This is a genomic window from Saccharopolyspora sp. NPDC050389 (assembly GCF_040655595.1).
Taxonomy (GTDB): Bacteria; Actinomycetota; Actinomycetes; order Mycobacteriales; family Pseudonocardiaceae; genus Saccharopolyspora.
The window spans coordinates 1-17,892 of the sequence record NZ_JBFAKG010000010.1 but is presented as its reverse complement, the minus strand read 5'-3'; the positions used below and the strand labels follow the sequence as shown (position 1 = coordinate 17,892).

16 protein-coding genes are annotated in these 17,892 nt (G+C 69.0%); 7 read left to right on the top strand and 9 right to left on the bottom strand.

The features are described from left to right. Nucleotides 1-7: 7 nt before the first annotated feature. Nucleotides 8-1,153, top strand: a complete 1,146-nt coding sequence (locus tag AB0I53_RS08830) for a DUF6596 domain-containing protein (protein WP_358598721.1) — start codon at nucleotides 8-10, stop codon at nucleotides 1,151-1,153. 270 nt (nucleotides 1,154-1,423) lie between these two features. Beyond that, nucleotides 1,424-2,080 (top strand): DUF4190 domain-containing protein, encoded by a 657-nt coding sequence (locus AB0I53_RS08825; protein WP_358598718.1) that lies wholly within the window; start codon nucleotides 1,424-1,426, stop codon nucleotides 2,078-2,080. Nucleotides 2,081-2,219: 139 nt separating this feature from the next. On the opposite strand, the gene AB0I53_RS08820 is transcribed toward AB0I53_RS08825, so the two are convergent. The 6 genes from AB0I53_RS08820 to AB0I53_RS08795 form a co-directional block, all read right to left on the bottom strand. Next, a complete protein-coding gene (locus tag AB0I53_RS08820) occupies nucleotides 2,220-2,882 on the bottom strand; it encodes a GntR family transcriptional regulator (RefSeq protein ID WP_358598715.1) in 663 nt (220 codons plus the stop codon). 80 nt (nucleotides 2,883-2,962) lie between these two features. Continuing rightward, nucleotides 2,963-3,748, bottom strand: coding sequence for an N-acyl homoserine lactonase family protein (locus AB0I53_RS08815; RefSeq protein ID WP_358598712.1), 786 nt, complete (start codon nucleotides 3,746-3,748; stop codon nucleotides 2,963-2,965). Then, nucleotides 3,741-5,234, bottom strand: coding sequence for an FAD-dependent tricarballylate dehydrogenase TcuA (gene tcuA, locus AB0I53_RS08810; protein ID WP_358598709.1), 1,494 nt, complete (start codon nucleotides 5,232-5,234; stop codon nucleotides 3,741-3,743). The genes AB0I53_RS08815 and tcuA overlap by 8 nt, the downstream gene beginning before the upstream one ends. Then, a complete protein-coding gene (locus tag AB0I53_RS08805) occupies nucleotides 5,231-6,142 on the bottom strand; it encodes an NAD(P)-dependent oxidoreductase (RefSeq protein WP_358598706.1) in 912 nt (303 codons plus the stop codon). The genes tcuA and AB0I53_RS08805 overlap by 4 nt, the downstream gene beginning before the upstream one ends. Beyond that, nucleotides 6,135-7,493, bottom strand: a complete 1,359-nt coding sequence (locus AB0I53_RS08800) for an MFS transporter (protein ID WP_358598703.1) — start codon at nucleotides 7,491-7,493, stop codon at nucleotides 6,135-6,137. Before AB0I53_RS08800 ends, AB0I53_RS08805 begins: the two co-directional genes overlap by 8 nt. A 27-nt stretch (nucleotides 7,494-7,520) precedes the next feature. Beyond that, on the bottom strand, nucleotides 7,521-9,002 hold the full coding sequence (locus AB0I53_RS08795; RefSeq protein ID WP_358598700.1) for an aldehyde dehydrogenase: 1,482 nt from the start codon (nucleotides 9,000-9,002) through the stop codon (nucleotides 7,521-7,523). Nucleotides 9,003-9,394: 392 nt separating this feature from the next. Between AB0I53_RS08795 and AB0I53_RS08790 the strand changes: the two genes are divergently transcribed. Beyond that, nucleotides 9,395-10,660 (top strand): alpha/beta hydrolase, encoded by a 1,266-nt coding sequence (locus tag AB0I53_RS08790; RefSeq protein WP_358598697.1) that lies wholly within the window; start codon nucleotides 9,395-9,397, stop codon nucleotides 10,658-10,660. 91 nt (nucleotides 10,661-10,751) lie between these two features. On the opposite strand, the gene AB0I53_RS08785 is transcribed toward AB0I53_RS08790, so the two are convergent. Together AB0I53_RS08785 and AB0I53_RS08780 are read right to left on the bottom strand one after the other, a co-directional pair. Continuing rightward, a complete protein-coding gene (locus AB0I53_RS08785; RefSeq protein ID WP_358598694.1) occupies nucleotides 10,752-11,795 on the bottom strand; it encodes a nitronate monooxygenase in 1,044 nt (347 codons plus the stop codon). Between the two features lie 59 nt (nucleotides 11,796-11,854). Then, complete coding sequence (locus AB0I53_RS08780; RefSeq protein WP_358598691.1) at nucleotides 11,855-12,811, bottom strand: nitronate monooxygenase; 957 nt, start codon at nucleotides 12,809-12,811, stop codon at nucleotides 11,855-11,857. Between the two features lie 133 nt (nucleotides 12,812-12,944). On the opposite strand from AB0I53_RS08780, the gene AB0I53_RS08775 reads away from it, so the two are divergent. Continuing rightward, nucleotides 12,945-13,850 carry a LysR family transcriptional regulator gene (locus tag AB0I53_RS08775; protein WP_358598688.1) on the top strand — a complete coding sequence of 302 codons (906 nt, stop codon included), beginning with the start codon at nucleotides 12,945-12,947 and terminating at the stop codon, nucleotides 13,848-13,850. A 94-nt stretch (nucleotides 13,851-13,944) separates the two neighbouring features. On the opposite strand, the gene AB0I53_RS08770 is transcribed toward AB0I53_RS08775, so the two are convergent. Beyond that, nucleotides 13,945-14,562, bottom strand: a complete 618-nt coding sequence (locus AB0I53_RS08770; RefSeq protein ID WP_358598686.1) for a TetR family transcriptional regulator — start codon at nucleotides 14,560-14,562, stop codon at nucleotides 13,945-13,947. Nucleotides 14,563-14,764: 202 nt separating this feature from the next. Between AB0I53_RS08770 and AB0I53_RS08765 the strand changes: the two genes are divergently transcribed. From AB0I53_RS08765 to AB0I53_RS08755, 3 genes are read left to right on the top strand one after another with little or no spacing between them, the layout of a single operon-like run. Continuing rightward, the gene (locus AB0I53_RS08765; RefSeq protein WP_358598971.1) at nucleotides 14,765-16,096 is read left to right on the top strand and encodes an MFS transporter; all 1,332 of its coding nucleotides are present in this window, start codon (nucleotides 14,765-14,767) and stop codon (nucleotides 16,094-16,096) included. Between the two features lie 4 nt (nucleotides 16,097-16,100). Next, nucleotides 16,101-16,895 carry an MBL fold metallo-hydrolase gene (locus AB0I53_RS08760; RefSeq protein WP_358598683.1) on the top strand — a complete coding sequence of 265 codons (795 nt, stop codon included), beginning with the start codon at nucleotides 16,101-16,103 and terminating at the stop codon, nucleotides 16,893-16,895. A gap of 2 nt (nucleotides 16,896-16,897) precedes the next feature. Then, entirely contained in the window at nucleotides 16,898-17,485 is a 588-nt protein-coding gene (locus AB0I53_RS08755; protein ID WP_358598968.1) for an isochorismatase family protein, read from the top strand. Nucleotides 17,486-17,892 lie beyond the last annotated feature (407 nt).

The following is a 17,892-nucleotide window of genomic DNA, read 5'->3' as shown; positions in this document are numbered from 1 at the left end:
CACTTAGATGAACGAGGCCATGCTTCGGAGCCTCACGCCGAGCGTGCTCGGGATCCTCGTCCGCCGCGGAGCCGACTTCGCGGCGGCCGAGGACGCCGTGCAGGACGCACTGGTCGAGGCGGTCCGCGTCTGGCCGGCCGACCCGCCGCGGGACCCGAAGGGCTGGCTGGTCACCGTGGCCTGGCGCCGGTTCCTAGACGTGACCCGGGCGGACGCCGCCCGCCGCCGGCGTGAGGACCTCGCCGACGACGAGCCGGCGCCCGGGCCCGCGTCCGCGGTGGACGACACGCTCCAGCTCTACTTCCTGTGCGCCCACCCGTCGCTGACGCCGTCGTCCGCGGTCGCGCTCACGCTGCGCGCCGTCGGCGGGCTGACCACCCGCCAGATCGCCCAGGCCTACCTGGTGCCCGAGGCGACCATGGCGCAGCGCATCAGCCGTGCCAAGCGCACCGTCTCCGGCGTGCGGTTCGACCAGCCCGGCGACGTCGCCACCGTGCTGCGCGTCCTCTACTTGGTCTTCAACGAGGGCTATTCCGGCGACGTCGACCTCGCCGCCGAGTCCATCCGGCTCACCCGGCAGCTCGCGGCCGCGATCGACCACCCCGAAGTGGCGGGACTGCTCGCCCTCATGCTGCTCCACCACGCCCGGCGCGCCAGCCGGACCGCGCCCGACGGCAGCCTGGTGCCGCTCGCCGAGCAGGACCGCGGACGGTGGGACACCGAGGCGATCGCCGAGGGCGTCGAGATCCTGCAGGCGGCCCTCGCCCGCGACCGGCTGGGCGAGTTCCAGGCCCAAGCCGCCATCGCGGCGCTCCACGCCGACGCGCCCGCCGCCGAGGAGACCGACTGGGTGCAGATCGTCGAGTGGTACGACGAGCTCGCGCGCCTGACCGACAGCCCGGTCGTCCGGCTCAACCGCGCAGTGGCCGTCGGCGAGGCCGACGGACCGCGCGCCGGGCTGGCGGCGCTCGCGGCGCTGAGCGACTCGCTGCCCCGCCACGCCGCGGTGGCGGCGTACCTCCACGAGCGCGACGGCGACCTGGCGACGGCGGCACGGCTATACGCCGAGGCGGCCCAAAAGGCACCCAACCTCGCCGAGCGCGATTACCTGACACGCCAGGCCGCCCGGCTCAATGCCCGCCGGAATCGCTGACGGGTCGCGCCCGGATTTTCCCGCAGCACACGGCGCGGCCCAGCGGCCAGCGCGGTCGCCCCACAGCGAGCAGGCGGGTTCGGCTGCCCGAAAAGCGGCTCACCCCAGGCTGATCCACGAAGAGCCCGCAAACCGGGGCATGTTTTCGTGCACCTCAATTCGTCCGGAATGTCGTGCCCTAGATCACCCCGATCGGCGGCAACGAACCCACCCGTCCGGCGATACATGCATCGGTGGTTCAACCAACCAAAACCGAAAACGGAGTAGCCCATGACGACGCAACAGCCCAACTACTCGCCGGCACGCCCGCAGCCCCAGCGCGGCGCCGGACTGGCCATCACTGGGCTCGTGCTCGGCCTCTGCGCCCTGCTGTTCAGCCTGATCCCCTTCATCGGCGTCATCGCGTGGGTACTCGCCCCGCTCGGCCTGATCTTCGGGATCATCGGCCTGCGCGCCCGAAAGGGCATGGCGATCACCGGTATCGCCACCAGCGCCGTCGCACTGGTCATCTGCATCGCGTGGCTCGGTTCGTTCGTGTCGTCCGTGTCGGAACTCCCCACGACCACCCCGGCGGTTTCCGGTGAGCAGGTCGGCGGGCAGAACACCCCGGCGGTTCCGGGATCGCTGGCAGACGGCGACGCGCTCGCCGACGTGAAGGTCACGTCGTGCAAGGTCGACAACAACCCCTATTTCCCGAGCGTCAAGGCCCAGGTGGAGATCGTCAACAGCAGCAGCGACCTGGCGTCCTACACCGCCACGGTCACCGCGGACGCTGCCGATGGCTCCCGGCTCGGCGAAGGGGCGGTGTTCTCGTCGAAGCTCCAGCCCGGTCAGAAGACCACCCAGGAAACTGTGGTCATGGTCGACGGCAAGCCGTCCGGCGACGTGACGTGCTTGGTGGTGTCGGCGAACCGACTGCCGTTCTAGATCACGCACACTGCCGAAGGCGTTCTTCGGTGTCCCTTTGAGCCCGTCAAGGGGGCGCGTTGCACGGCGGAGCCGGTGGCGCCGGCGGCGGATTGGCTGCGGGCCGTCGCGTCAGCGTGCCGTGCGGAGCCGTTGGTCGTCAGTCGGCGGGTTCGTCTCGGTAGATCTGGAGGCGGAGGTCGCGGGCTTTGGTCATGTGGTCCCGGGCGAGGTCGTGGGCCCGGGTCGCGTCGCGCTGGTCGATCGCGTCGATGAGGGCGTGGTGTTCGGCCAGCGCTTCCGACCAGCGGCCGGAGACCTTGAGGGTGGTCGCCGGATAGCGGGTGAGGTGGTTGTTCAGGCGCGTCAGCAGGTCGACGATGGTGCCGTTGTGGCTGGCCGCCCAGATCGCCTCGTGCACGGCGCGGTTGGCCGCCGCCATCGCAGGCGGGTCGTCGGTCGGGGTGTTGTCCATCGCCGTCTGGGCGCGGCGGATGCGGATCAGGTCGAAGTCGCTGTGCCGCTGGGCGGCAGCGGCGGCGGCGGTGGCCTCCAGGGAGATCCGGACCTCGTAGATCTCCAGGATCTCCTCCGGGCTGCGCGTGCGCACCCGCATGCCGCGGTCGCCGCGCTCCACCAGCCCGTCCTGCTCCAGGCGGCGCAGCGCCTCCCGCACCGGCGTGCGGCTGGTGCCGTACTTCTCGGCCAGCGCCAGCTCGACCAGTTGGGCCCCGGTCTCGAACGTGCCGTCGACGATATCGCCGCGCAGCTGGTCGTACACCTCGGACAGCGCCGCCCCCTCCTTCTGCCGCAGATCCAGCACCGTGCTCGTGAAAGCCGGTCGGGTGAGGGGTACCCGTCACCCGGCCGAACACGGAGTATACCTCGGTATGCATTGCGTTCTCAGGCGATGCGGACGGCCAGGCCCTCCAGCCCGGGCACCGCCGGGAACCGTTGCAACACCTGCGGATCGTGGCCCGGCACGATCAGTTCCGGGCGGTCCGACAGCGCGTGCAGGGCGTCGAACGCGTCGTACATCGCCGGCAGGTAGGTGACCACGCCGTAGGGCTTCTTTTGCTCCACGTTCTCGTAGAAGTGCGACGCGTCGGCGGCCAGCACCACGTCGCCCGCCGCGGTGCGCACCTGCACGACCTGCAGGCCCGGCGTGTGCCCGCCGACCCGGTGCGCGGTCACGCCCGGCACCACCTCGTGGACCCCGTCGACCAGGCGCACCCGGCCGGCGAAGTTCTGCTCCACCAGGTAAGCGACGTCCGACGGCTCCACGAAGTGCGCCATCTGCCCCCGCCCGGCGTGCCGGGACGTCCAGAACGCCAACTCCGATTCCTGCAGCACGATCTCGGCCCGCGGGAAGTCCGCCGCGTGGCCGGAGTGGTCGTAGTGCAGGTGGCTGAGCACCAGGTGTCCGATGCGGTCCGGGTCCACGCCCAGCGCGCGGACGGTGTCCATCGGGGACTGCAGGTAGTCGCGGTTCCCCCGTCGCGCCGTCGTTTCCGGGGTGAACCCGGCGTCGACGAGCACGGCGTGGGCGTCCGAAACCGCCAGCCACACGTAGTACGAGATCGGCCAGGCGTCCAGCGCGCACGGGTCGTGGCCGTAGAAGTGCTCGCCGCGCACCGATGCGTCCCGGTGCGCGAACCTGATCGCGTAGACCTGGAAGTCCTCAGTCACGGCGGGCCGACTTCCCGGCGCTCGCCCCGGCCAACCGGCCGAACACCGCGCCCGAGGTCAGTCCGCTGCCTCCCGGGTAGTTGCCGGAGAACAGCCCGCCGACCATCTCGCCGGCGGCGTAGAGTCCGTCGATCGGCTCGCCGGCGGCGTCCAGCACCTGGGCGGACTCGTCGACGTGCACGCCGCCGAAGGTGAAGGTGACGCCGCAACCCACGGCGTAACCGTAGAACGGCGCGGTGTCCAGGGCCTGCGCCCAGTTCGACTTCGGCGGGTCGACCCGCGCGGCGCGACCGTCCTTGACCGCCGGGTCGAACAGCTTGTCCACAATAGATTCGTTGAACGCCGACACGGTGCGCTGCAGGCCCTCCGCGTCGATGCCGAGCTTCGCGGCGAGCTCGGGCAGCGAGTCGGCCTGCGCGCCCGCGATCGGCCGCGAGTCGTACTCCTCCTTGCGCAGCAGCGGGCGGGTCTTTGCGTCGAAGAGCTGGAACGCGCGGCCCTGCGGCTGGTGCAGGATCTCCCGGCCGTACTTGGCGTACGTGTAGTTGCGGAAGTCGGCGCCCTCGTCGACGAACCGCTCGCCGCCCACGTTGACCACGATGCCGATGGGGTAGCTCTGCCGGGTCAGCTGGTTGGTCAGCTCCCGGTTGCCGCCGGTCGGGCTGCCGTCGGCGTCCCAGGCCACGCTGTGGCAGGAGCCCCAGTCGCCGTGCGGCGCGGCGCCCGCGGCCAGCGCGAGGTCGAGCACGTCGCCGGTGTTGGTCGGCGTGCCGCGGACCAGCGCCCGGTCCCAGCCCTCGCCGAGGTGTTCGGCGCGGCGCTTCGGATCGGACTCGAAGCCACCGGCCGAAAGCACCACCGCACCGGCGGTGATCCGGTGCTCGGCACCGTCGGTGTCGCGGTAGGTGACGCCCCGCTCACCGGCGTCGGTGAGGTGCAGCGCGGTGACCTCCGCGCCGTAGCGGATCTCCGCACCCTCCCGCCGCGCGGCCTCGGTGTGCTGGGCGATGAGGCCCTTGCCGCCGTCGACGGTGCCGACGAACAGGCCGCCGGAGAACACCCACTTGCCGTCCGAGAGGTAGGCCTGCCGCTCGTACATCAGCCGCCACTTGATGCCCTTGCCCGCCAACCAGCGCACCGCTTCGGTGGACCGGGAGACGAGGACCTTGGTCAGGACCGGGTCGCACTTGCCGTCGGTGACCCGCCGCATGTCGGCCTCGAAGGCGCTCTCCGGGTAGGCGGGCACCACGGAGTCGGAGTGCCGCTGGTCGGGTTCGAGCAGGTCCGCGACGTCGTCGATGCTGTCGAAGGCGAACCGGAACGCGCCGGCGGTGTAGAACGAGTTGCCGCCGGCGGCGTCTTCGGGCGCCTTCTCCAGCAGCAGCACTTTCGCGCCCTGCTCGACGGCCGAGTGCGCGGCGGAGAACCCGGCGTTGCCGCCGCCGACCACCACCACGTCGAACTGGTCGGTCTCCGGCTTGGTCATTCTGCTTCTCCTTGGTCGTTAGTGGTTTCGCTCATGGGGCGACCGGTCCAGCGCTCCCAGAGCGTGGCGATCGAGGCGTAGTCGAGCCGGCCGAGTCCTTCGGAGACGCCGAGCTCGTAGACGGTGTGCGCGCCCTGGATGCCGAACAGCGGCACACCGGTGTCCTGGGCCATGGCCAGCGCCAGGGTGGAGTCCTTGCGGGCGGCCTCGGTGGGCATGCCGCCGGCGTAGTCGCCGCGCAGGATGCGCTCCGCGAAGCGGTGCGTCAGCGGGCGGGTGAGCCCGGCCTCCGGGCCGGACAGCAGCGCGGCCAGCGCCGAGCCGGAGACCCCGGTGGCCGCGGCCAGCGCGCCGGCCTCGGCGAGCACCACCATCACCGCGTGCGCCACCGCGTTGTTGATCACCTTCGCGGCCATGCCGCTGCCCACCGGCCCGAACCTGGTGATCGTCGCGCTGATCGCCGCCAGCACGTCGGCCACTTTGTCCACATCGGACTCCTCGCCGCCGACCAGCAGCGTCGCGGTGCCGCCGGCCATCTGCGACACCCCGGACAGGATCGCGGCGTCCACGACGCCGATGCCGTGCGCAGCGCAGATCTTCTGCTCCTCGGCCATGTCGGCCGGGTTGACCGTGCTGGTCTCCACGACCACGCCGCCCGCTCGCATCCGCGGCGCCAGCTCGGCGAGAACCTGCAGCGAAATCTTCGGCGCGGGCAGGGAAAGCACCACGACGTCGGACTCCGCGAGCTCGGCCACCGCACCGGCGGCGGTGACCTGCGGGTGCTCGGCGGCCTGCGCGACCCGCCCCGGATCGAGGTCGAACACGCGCAGCGGGCCGCGCGCGGCGAGGCGTCCGGCGACGGCGCCACCCATGTTCCCCAGGCCGCACAACGAAACGGTGTCACTCACCGACGGTCTCCTTTCCGGTTGCGCCCAGATCGGCGTTCTTGGTCTCCGGGCCCATCACCGCGCCGATCACGGCGAGCACGCCGCCGACGACGACCAGCGGGATCTGGGTGTACTCGTAGGGCATCAGGCTGCTCAGCCACAGCAGGAAGAAGCTGTAGCAGGACGGGATGAGCACGGCGAAGGTGTAGCCGACCCCGAAGCCGGTGGCGCGCACCTCGGGCCCGAACCGCTCCGGGATGTAGGCGCTGAGGATCGACCACGGGGCGTTGGCGATCACCACGACGACCCCGGCCAGCAGCAGTGTCCACAGCAGACCGTCGCCGGCGTCGGCGGTGGCGACCATCAGCCAGTAGACCGCGGCGGCCACGGTCGCGGTCAGCGCGCCGAAGGCGATCAGCACCGGGCGGCGGCCGACGCGCTCGGCCAGCCTGCCGACGCCGAGGTAAACCCCGCCCAGCACCAGGAACATCAGCATCGTGGCGATCGTGACCTGGGTGCTCGGCAGCTTCAGCACCGAGGTCAGCAGGCCCGGCATCATCGACACCGCGGTCTGCAGCGACAGCCACATGCCGGTCATCAGCACGAAGACCTGGACCAGGCTGCGCCGGTGCGGGCCCTTGGCGAACAGCTGCTTCAGCGGCGACGGGCCCTTCTCCGCCGCGGGCTTCTCAGCGGGACCGTCCTCTTCGACCTTGCGGTAGTACAGCAGGACGACCACCGAGAGCAGCGCGCCGATCAGGAACGGAACCCGCCAGCCCCACTCCAGGTAGGCGCCGGAGGCGGTCGGGGCGATGTAGAGCATCAGCGTGGTGATCGCGCTGATCGCGATGAACGCCATCGGGTAGCCGAGCATGATCCGGGTGGACACCACGGCCCGCCGCGACCGCGGCGCGCGCTCCATTGCCAGCGGCACCGCTGCGGTGTACTCGCCGCCGAGGAAGATCCCGTCCACCAGGCGCAGCAGGATCAACGCCGCGATCGCGAACCAGCCCCAGCTGTCGTAGCCGGGCAGCAGCGCCATCAGCAGCGTGACGACGCCGAAGCCGGACACCGCGACCATCGTCGCGGTCTTGCGGCCGATGGTGTCGGCGAGGTGGCCGAAGATCGCCGCGCCGATGGGTCGGCCGAGCAGCGTCACCACGAACGTCAAGTAGTAGACGGTGGTGGCCACGACGGTGTCCAGGTGCGGCGGCTGGAAGTAGGCCATCGCCGGGGCCAGCGCGATGGTCGGCAGGTAGATGTCGTAGAAGTCGACGAAGTACCCGAGGAATGCGCCCATCGCGCTGCGGCGGCCTTCGGGCGTCATCTTCTCCGGCGCGCTCGGGGGCGCGCTCGGCGGTGCGGTGCTCATGAGATCTCCGGCTTCGTTGCCGCGTCCTCAGAGGCGGATCGAGAAGGGGTCGGGGGTTTGGCCGGTGAGGTCGACCATCACGTTCTTGGTGTTGAGGTACTCGTGGAGGGCTTCTTCGCCGCGTTCGCGGCCGTAGCCGGACTTCCGGGTGCCGCCGAAGGGCGCCTGGGCGGCGCTGGCCCGGTAGGTGTTGACCCAGACCGTGCCCGCCCGCAGCCGTTTGGCGACCCGGTGGGCGCGGGTCAGGTCGTTGGTCCAGATCCCGGAGGCCAGGCCGAAATCGCTGTCGTTGGCGATCTCGACGGCTTCGTCGTCGGTGGCGAACGGGATCGCGCTGAGCACCGGGCCGAAGATCTCCTCGCGAGCCAGCGCGGAGGTGTTGGCGACGTCGGCGAACACCGTCGGCCGCACGAAGAGGCCCTCGCCCAGCGCCGGGTCGTCGACCGGCTCGGCGCCGACCAGCGCGCGGGCGCCGGATTCGACACCGGCGTCGATGGCGCGCTGGATGCGGTCGCGCTGCGGCCGGTTGGCGACCGGGCCCATCTGGGTCTGCGGGTCCGTCGGGTCGCCGAGGCGGATCTCCGCGGCCCGCGCCGCCACCGCCCGCACCACCTGGTCGTAGACCGATTCCTGCACCAGCAGCCGGCTGCCGGCGATGCAGGTCTGGCCTCCGGCGGCGAAGATCCCGGCGACCGCTCCGGTGACCGCGCGGTCCAGGTCGGCGTCGGCGAAGACGATGTTCGGCGACTTGCCGCCGAGCTCCAAGGTGACCGGGATCAGGTTCTTCGCGGCGGCGGCGGCGATCGCGCTGCCGGTCGGCACGCTGCCGGTGAAGCTGATGCGGTCCAGGCCGGGGTGCTCGGACAGCGCGATCCCGGCCTGCGGGCCGCCGGTCACGATGTTGATGACGCCCGGCGGGAAGCCGGCCTCCTCGACCAGGTCGGCCATCCGCAGCGTGGTCGCCGAGGCGTGCTCGGAGGGCTTGATGACCACGCAGCACCCGGCCGCGAGCGCCGGGGCGAGCTTGTTGGCGAGCAGCTGCATGGGGGAGTTCCACGCGGTGATTAGCGCGGCGACGCCGACCGGCTCGGCCACCGTGTAGTCCAGGGTGTCCGGGTTGTCCAGCGGGATGGTGCGCCCGTAGAGCTTGTCGGCGTAGCCGGCGAAGAACCGGTAGTTGCGGGCGGCGAAGCGCGCCTGGCTGGTGGTCTCGCGGACCAGCTTGCCGTTGTCGGTGGACTCCAGGCGCCCCAGTTCGTCGGCGTGCTCCTCCATCAGCCCGGCGAGCCGGTTCATCAGTTCGGCTCGGCGGATTCCGGGGGTGGTCGACCAGCCGCCGTCGAACGCGGCGCGGGCGGCGGCCACGGCGGCGTCGACGTCCTGCGCGCCGGCGTCCGGGATGGTGGCGAACTCCGCCGCCGTGAAGGGGTTGACCGCGGGCAGTTCCTGCCCGGTGGACGCCCGCACCCGCTGCCCACCGATGAGCATCCGGTAACTGGGGTTGGTCATGAGGCGCACTCCGTAGTGAGTCGTCGGCGTCGCGGTGCGACCGGGAGCCCACCTCGGTACGCCGTTGTATACAGAAGCATACTTCTCGGGATGTTCGGGATGTCAAGCCTGGAAATCATCATCGGCTGATCGGTCTTGACCTCTCGCGGAGCCTGCGTATTCTTCTGCATACATTTCCGTACGACTGCATCCGGCTGGCTTCCGACGTGCGTCCGGTAGCCGTCCCGCACCTCGCGGAGGTGCTGCCTGTCGGCCACCGGCGCCGCGACCGCCCCGCTTCCGTCCTGATCGGCGTGAGCGCCTTGACCTCCGGTCATCTCCGCCCAGCCGCGCCGCAGGCGTTCAGCCGAAACGGCTCGGAACCACGTCCAGCGCAGAAAGGGACCATCGAGTTGACCACCACCTGGCGCGACACCGATCTCGAGCAGTGGGCAGACATCTGCCGGAGCGACGAGGAGCTGTCCTCCCTCGCGGCCGCGGCGACGGTCACCTTCGGGATCCGGTGCGGGGAGCTGCATGCGCTGTTCGCCTTCATCGACGGACGGCTCGCCGCGCCCACCGGCGACCCGGACTTCGTCCTGGTCGCGGCACCGGCGGACTGGAGCAAGTTCTTCCAGTCCGTGCCGCCGCCGGCGTACCAGAACTTCTTCGGCATGCGCATGCGCGTTCCCAGCGCGCGGGTCGAGGGCAGCGAACTGGCGATGGCCCAGCACGCTCACATCGTCCGCCGGGTACTGGAGCTCGGCAGGGCGGCGGTCTCGGGTCGCCCGGCCGCCAACGCTGCGCATCCGGTCCGGAGCAAAGTGCACCTGAAGTCGGGCTATGCGCGCATCGACGTTCACGGCGAGCCGATGGAGGTCTTATACGAGGAGGCAGGGGAGGGGCAGGATGTCCTGCTCCTCCACACGGCCGGCGCCGACAGCCGTCAGTACCACGACCTCATGGCCGACACCGCGTTGACGTCGCGCTGCCGGCTCATCGCCTTCGACCTACCCGGTCACGGGCGCTCCGACCTGCTGCCCGGAGTTCGGCCCGGCGGCTACGCCTTGACCACCGACCAGTACGCCACGAGCGTCCTCGCCGTCGTCGACGCGCTCGGGCTGGCATCGCCCATCGTCAGCGGTTCCTCGATGGGCGGTGAGATCTGCCTGGAACTTGCCCATCGCGCGCCCGGCATCCTCGGCGGTGTGATCGCGTGCGAGGCCAGCGACCAGGTTCCCGGCCGGAAGGTGTCGTGGGCGAAGCACCCCTTGGTCAACGAGTCCGTCTTCGTGCCCGAATGGGTCTACGGACTCATGGCCCCGCAGAGCCCGGAGCACTACCGCCGCAAGGTTTGGTGGGGCTACTCCCAGGGCGGGTTCGGCACCTTCGCCGGCGACATCGACTTCTACAGCGGCGACTGGGACGGCCGCGACCGGGTCGGCGAGATCGACACGTCCCGGTGCCCGGTGATCATGATGACCGGCGAGTACGACTACTCGTGCACGCCCGCGATGTCGCAGGCGACGGCGCGGAAGATCCCCGGCGCCGTCTTCTGGCCGATGGCCCGCCTCGGGCACTTCCCGATGGCGGAGAACCCACCGCTGTTCGCCGAGCACTTCACCAAGGCGCTCGATCACCTGGGAGTCCCGCGACGCTCGTCAACGGCCGAAGGCTGATCGGCCCGGACGGGATGTTGTTTGCGGAAGTTCTTGTGGTGTAAGTATTTCCGTGCTCACGCTCCGGAAGGTCATCTGCGCCATTCGTCGATCAGGCGAGTAGTTCGCGCGCGTCTTCCCACATGCGAGCGACGATTTCGCCCGCCGGTGCCGCGGCGGCCAGGGCCGCGCCCTGACCCGCCCAGTGGTTGACCCGGTCGACCCCGGCCGCACCGCCCCGGCGCCACTGGCCCACCAGCCGCCGCTGAACGGGATAGGGCGCAGGCGGGGGAGCCTCGCCGCTTGCCCATGCCGTCACGAATGGCGTTGGCACCGCCCGTCCGAGTCGGCCGGTGTAAGCGCGGGTGGTGACCGTCCGCTCCGGTGACAGCCCTTCCAGGGCGGCCGACCAGCCGTCGTCGATGCCCGCCTCGGGGGAGCGCAGCAACGCGGTCCCCACCTGGACCGCGCTCGCGCCGAGGGTCAGCGCGGCGGCCACGCCACGTCCGTCGGCGATTCCGCCTGCCGCGATGACCGGGATCCGCAGCCGGTCGACCAGGTGCGGGAGCAGAGCGAACAAGCCGACTTCGGTGTGCTCGGCCGCCTGCGGGTCGAAACTGCCCCGGTGTCCGCCCGCCTCCATCCCCTGGGCGACGACGGCGTCGGCGCCGGCTTCCTGGGCGGCCAGTGCGTCGGCGAGGTTGGTCGCGCAGGCGAACCACGCGATGCCCTCCTGGTGCAGCCGCTCGACGTAGTCATGGGAGAAGAGCCCCATGATCGACGAGATGACCGTCGGCCGGGCCTCCAGCATGGCCTCGCACTGTTCGGCGAAGACCGGGCCCAGGGGCCCGGGCTCGCCCGCTTCACCGAACCGGGTCAGGAACTGCTCCGCCGCCTGCTGCCGCCCGGCGGCATCGACCGGCGCGTCCGGAATCCAGATGTTCAGCTGACATGGGCCACTCGTTCCCGCGCGGAACCGCTCCATCCAGTTGCCGATGAGTTCGGGCCGGTCGAGCACCACCCCGTTCGCACCCATCCCGCCGGCTTCGGCCACCGCGATCGCCAGCTGGGGCGGGCAGGAACCGGCCATCGGCGCCTCCACGATCGGCACGCGCAGGCCGAAGCGCGCGCAGAAATCCCGAACTCGTTGCTGCATGTGCAGTTCCTCCCGTGGTGTTGCGTGGTGGACGAGCGATCGGCGCGCTGTCGACGAGCTCAGGTCGAGACGAGGATGGACGAGGCTTCCCGCGCGACGCGGTCGATGATCGCTTTGACGGGCTCGAGTTCGTCGATGAGGCCGATCGCTTCGCCGACGATGACGTTCCCGATGCTGTAGTCGTCGTTGTCCTTGGCGTTCTTGAAGACTTCTTGCAGACGGGGCAGGTCTTCGCGCATCTTCTGCTCGTGCCCGTGCCACCGTCGAACGAAGTCGTTGCGCAGCACGCGTCCGGTGTAGCGGGAGGGCCAGTCGACTGCGCGGACGATGTCGTACACGCTCTGCCGCACGGTGTCGTCACCGCTGGCGGCGAGTGCGTGGCGCTGCGCGTCGGCGGACACGGCCGCCTCCGTGCTCGCCCACAGCCGGCTCCCCATCACCACCCCGTCGGCTCCCAAGCACAAGGCGGCGGCCAGTCCGCGGCCGTCCGCCACACCGCCCGAGGCCACGAGCAGTGTGCCAGGAGAACGTGCGGCGAGCAGGTCGGCCAGTTCAGGAACGAAGGTGAGAGTCGAACGGGTTCCGGTGCCATGCCCGCCCGCCTCTCCTCCCTGGGCCACCAGGACGCGCGCTCCGGCATCCAACGCGCGTCGTGCTTCCTCGACCGTGCAGACCTGGCACAGCAGCGGCACTCCCGCCTCGTGGACTCGGTTGGCGAACGGCATGGGATCGCCGAACGACAGGAACACTGCTGCCAGGTCGTGTTCGAGCGCCACGTCGAGCAGCTCGGGACGCCGAGCCAGGCTCCAAGTGATGAACCCGCACCCGACCCGCGCCCGCACCGACGCCAGCTGTTCGTCCAGCCATTCGCGATCGCCGTAACCGCCACCGAGCAAGCCCAATCCACCGGCCGCGGACACAGCCGAAGCGAGTCGGGCATCGGCGACCTGGTCCATCGGCGCAAGCACGACCGGCTGCTCGATGCCGAGCGCCGCCGTCAGTCTGGTCGAGATCACCGCAGCTCTCCCCGCTGTCGACCTGCGTTTTCGGTGCAGGGAGGACGCTAAGCTCTCCATGGCATCGTGTCTAACGATGAGTGGCGAACGCTGCCATCGCAATTGACGAACCCTCAAGGTCGGGAGCGAACACATGGAGTTGTCGGACCTGCGGATATTCGTCGCCGTGGCACGCGCCGGTGGCATCACGCGCGCGGCGGCGGAACTGCACACCGTGCAGTCCAGCATCAGCGCGCGAGTGGCAGGGTTGGAACGAGAACTCGGAGCGATCCTCCTCCGCCGTCATGCTCGCGGAGTGGCCTTGACCGCAGCCGGGGAACAATTCTTCGGCTACGCCCAGCGGATCACCTCGCTCGCGGACGAGGCCCGCCGCGCCGTTCGGGATGAAAGGCCCTGCGGGCCTTTGCGGATCGGAGCGATGGAGACGACGGCCGGGATTCGGCTGCCACCCGTCCTCGAGGCTTACACCGCGGCCTGGCCAGACGTCGATCTTTCAGTGCTCACCGGCCCCACCGAGTCGTTGGTGACGCTGGTCAAAGACCACGCGCTCGACGGAGCGCTCGTCGCCGGCCCCGTCAACGACGCGGATCTGCACGAAGAAGAGGTCTTCACCGAGGAACTGGTAGTCATCACCGCGCTGAGACACCGCGACCTCGATGACGCACTACGCGGTCCCAACGGCCCCCGACTGCTCGTGTTCCGGGCGGGGTGCTCCTACCGGCGCAAGCTCGAATCCGTCGTCCGGTCACGCGGCGTGGAACCGAAGATCCTCGATTACGGCACCATCGAAGGCATCCTCGGTTGCGTCGCCGCGGGCCTCGGGATCACGATGCTGCCCCAGGCGCTGGTGGAGCGTTCTGGACTGCGCGACCGACTGCGCCTGCACCGAACAGCGCCTGCCGATGCGACAGTTGCGACCGTATTCGTGCGTCGTCGCGACGTGCACATCACCATGGCGCTGAAGGAATTCCACCGGCACCTTCACGCCGCGGCCGACCACAGTGCACTGGAGTCGCCGCTGGTCGCTACACGAGAATGACCTCAACGAGGTCGCCCGACGCGCCCTCCCGGCTGTGACGCGGTGGCTTGGTCTCCCATCTGAGTCGCCAACACTTGGTCATTGCGGGCGGGCTTCAGGAAAGTGAGACTCCAAGTTCGTTCTCCATCGCCGCAGTGAGAATGCCTTCGATGCTTTGGCCTGGGAACTCGGCAGTGCGCACGGAGCGTTGGATGAGGATTCCGTCCATGACGACCAGGATTCGCCACGCTGCGAGCTTCGGTTCGGGTGTGTTGAAAACACCGGCGCGGTAACCCCTTTCGATCAAGACCGCGAGTTTGCTGACGCCTTCCGCCATGCGCAGTTCGACCTCCCGCTCGAGCGGCTCGCGACGCGGGGCGGTCACCCAGGCACTGAGCCACAACGTCAGTGTCGGCGTTCGTTCGTTGGACATCGACCGCGCGAGGAAGGTCTTTGCGGCGTCTAGAGGTTCCATGTCGTCGAGTCCTGCGTGCAACTCGTCGAGGTCGCGGCCGACCGCAGTGGCGAAGACTTCTGCGATGAGGTCATCGATCTGCGGGAAGTAGTGGTGGAGCAGTCCGGGAGTCACGCCAACGTCGGAGGCCACGTCGCGGACGGTCAGTCGGTCCAACCCGTGGCGGTGGGCGAGTCGCGTCGCGGCGTCGGTGATCTCCGCGCGTCGTTCGGCCGGCGTCTTGCGGGTCCTCTTGGCGGTGGGCTTGACGTCATGCACCCCATCATATTAACTCCCTGTCCAATAGTTCTATTGGACACTTGGCTAATAGGTGGTCGGGCATGAGTTCACCAGGCAGAACACCGCCTCGCGGCACCCGGGGAGCAGTCACTGCCAGGCGGGAGCGCACCTCGCCGCCGCCGCGGACGTCAGGAACGGAACATGGCCGTGCCGCCGTGTGCCATGCGGCCAGGAGCGCACGATGAGGACATCGGATGGGTCTCGCCAGCACCGCAGGGCTGGGCTTGCGGCCTTTGTTGGCACGACGGTCGAGTGGTACGACTTCTACGTCTTCTCGACCGCGGCCGCCCTCGTGTTCGGGCCCGTGTTCTTCCCTTCGAGCAATGCGATCACCGGACTTGCGGCCTCGTTCGCGACATACGCTGTGGGGTTCGTCGCCCGCCCTTTGGGTGCGATCATCTTCGGGCACATCGGCGACCGGATCGGGCGGCGCCCCGCGCTGGTCGCGACGCTGATCCTGATGGGCGCGGCGACGTTCCTCACCGGCCTCTTGCCCGCTTACGCGACCATCGGGTCATGGGCGCCCATCTTGCTGGTCGCACTCCGCATCGTGCAGGGCGTCGCGGTCGGCGGCGAGTGGGGTGGGGCCGTGCTCCTCGCTGTTGAACACGCCCCCGAGAAGTCCAAGACCTTCTACGGAGGCTTTCCTCAGTTGGGCAATCCCGCCGGGGGACTGCTCGCCACCGGTGTCTTCAGCATCTTCGCCAGTCTCGGGCAGGACGATCTCGTGGAGTGGGGATGGCGGGGCCCCTTCCTCATCTCCGCCGCGCTGATCGCGGTGGGGATCTACGTCCGGGCGAGAGTCGAGGAGTCTCCCGTCTTCGACGAAGGCAAGACGAAGAGTCGCGCACAGACGGAGCTACCGCTCAAGTACGCGGTGGTCAACAACTGGAAATCCATTCTGCTGGCCACCGGCATGGTCGCCGTGCCGTCTGGTGGCTACTACATCGTCACGACCTATGCCACCGCCTACGCCACCGGCGATTCTGTCGGCCTATCGGCGACGTTCATCCTGAACGTTCTCACGGTCGGTTCGTTTTTTGAACTGATCGCGACCCTGCCCAGCGCTTGGCTCGGTGACCGCTTCGGCAGGGTGCGCGTCTTCATCGCCGGGGTCGTCGCTATGGGGCTGCTGGGACTCGCGGAGTTCGTCGTGCTCTCGGGTCCTTCCCACATCCTGATCTTCGTCGTGTTCTCGGCAATGCGGTTCGCCAGCAGCGGCGCCTACGCCGCCCTGGCCACCCTGTTGGCGCAGATGTTTCCGACGGAGTCCCGCTACACGAGCATGTCGCTTGCATACCAGGGCTCCGCGGCGATCTTCGGTGGGCTGTCTCCGCTCGCGGCCACGCTGCTCTACAGCGCCACCGGATCCGTCTGGCCGGTCATTGGGTTGCTGCTCGCGCTATGCGCTTTGGCGGTCTGCTGCGCGCTGTTCGCGCCTCAGCTGAGTGACGAGACGATCGCCGACCCGGCAACCGCCCAACCGAAGCCAGGCGTGACCGCAACGGAGTGAACCCATGACGTTGGATTTGGCACCCACGTGGTTCGTCGAGACCAAGCACCAAGCCGGGATCACACGAATCACAGAGCCGTACGCGCATCCCTTGTTGAGGGCCAATACCTGGCACGTTCAGGGATCTGACCGCGATGCCTTCATCGACGCCGGCCTCGGTATCGCATCGCTGCGCAACAACTTCCCGCACCTGTTCGAGCGCTCGCCGCTCCTGCTGCTCACGCACGCGCACCTCGACCACGCAGGAGGAGCCTACGAGTTCGACGACATAGGCGTTCATGAGTCCGAGGCCGACGAGGTGCGCCGGCCGGGCGCGGCGAGCCTCTACGCCGATGCGCTGTGCGAGCATCTCGGGACGACTCTCAATGTCCTTGGCAGTCGGCTGCCGCAGGTTCTGCTCGACGCGGTGCCCGACGAACACTTCGACATCGACAGTTTCCACGTTCGTGCGGCAACCCCAACGCAGGCGCTCGTTGAAACCGACATCATCGACCTCGGTTCGCGGCGGCTGACCGTCCTGGAGCTGCCGGGGCATTCTCCCGGAAGTCTCGGTTTCATCGACAGCGAATCCGGGGCGCTGTTCACCGGAGACGCGCTGTACGACGGCACGCTCCTGGATGACTTGGCCCACTCCAGCGCGACGGACTACCGCGTGACGATGACGCGTCTCCTCTCGTCGGAGTTCGCTGGCGCCTATCCGGGCCACGGTCCTCCAGTCTCGCCTCGCAAAGCCCGCACGATCTGCCGGAACTATCTAGCGAGAAACCAAGAAGAGTCCACAACCTCGGAGCGCGCTTGACCATGAAACTCCTCGATATCCAAGACACGGTCCTGCTCGTCATCGACATGCAACCCGGCTTCTACCCTCCCGGGCGACGCGATGTCGACCGCAGCGCCCTCAACGTCGTGTTCGAAAACGCCGCATGGGTCGTCGAAGTCGCACGAAGGCTCGGCATCCCCGTCGTCGTGGCCGAAGAAGACCCGGAAAAGAACGGGCCAACCCACCACGCTATCGCGGAATCCCTTGTCGAACCAAGAAAAATCTATCCGAAGACGTCATTCGGAGTCGCCGGTGACCTGCGGATCATGGAGGCACTCGACTCCATCGACCGGTCGACCACCGTTCTCGTCGGGACGGAGACCGACATCTGCGTCTGCCACTCGGCCTTGGGCCTGCAAGAGGCCGGTAAACGTGTCGTCGTCGTCCACGACTGCGTGTACTCACCCAAGGCCGCGCACGACAACGGCCTGCAACGGATGCAGGCGGCAGGAGTGGAATTGATGTCGGCCAAGCAGCTCCTCTACGACTGGCTACCCACGCTCGGGCAGATCCGGGAGTTCAGGAAGGAGCAGCCCCAACTCTCGTACCCGGCCCACTTCAGCCTCTAGCGTCAGCCGGCCGTGGACTCGGCAGTGGTCACGCGAGCATCGGCCTGAACATCAGGAAGCCCTCTCGTTGCGGTGCAGAGGATGGTCTGCACCGCAACGAGAGGTTCTCATCGGGTTCCGGCCGGATGAGTCGCCGAATGCATCTGGGTGGCGGATTGAGTTACTTCAAGAAGCTGAGAGCGCTCGCACGACAGCCGGGCGCTGGTCTTGGACTAGCTCAGCGCATGTTGGCGATGATCAGCTGTGCCCGCGCGAGGGGGGCTTGCACACTATCCTCCAGCCTCGTGTTTTTCGGGAGCAGCTAATCGGTCCTACTGAGCTTCGTGTTTTAGAGTGACAGTCCGGTGTGTTGAAGGAATGAGTAGGGCAGGTGCTCGGTTGCGCGGACGCGGTCGATGCCGTGTTGG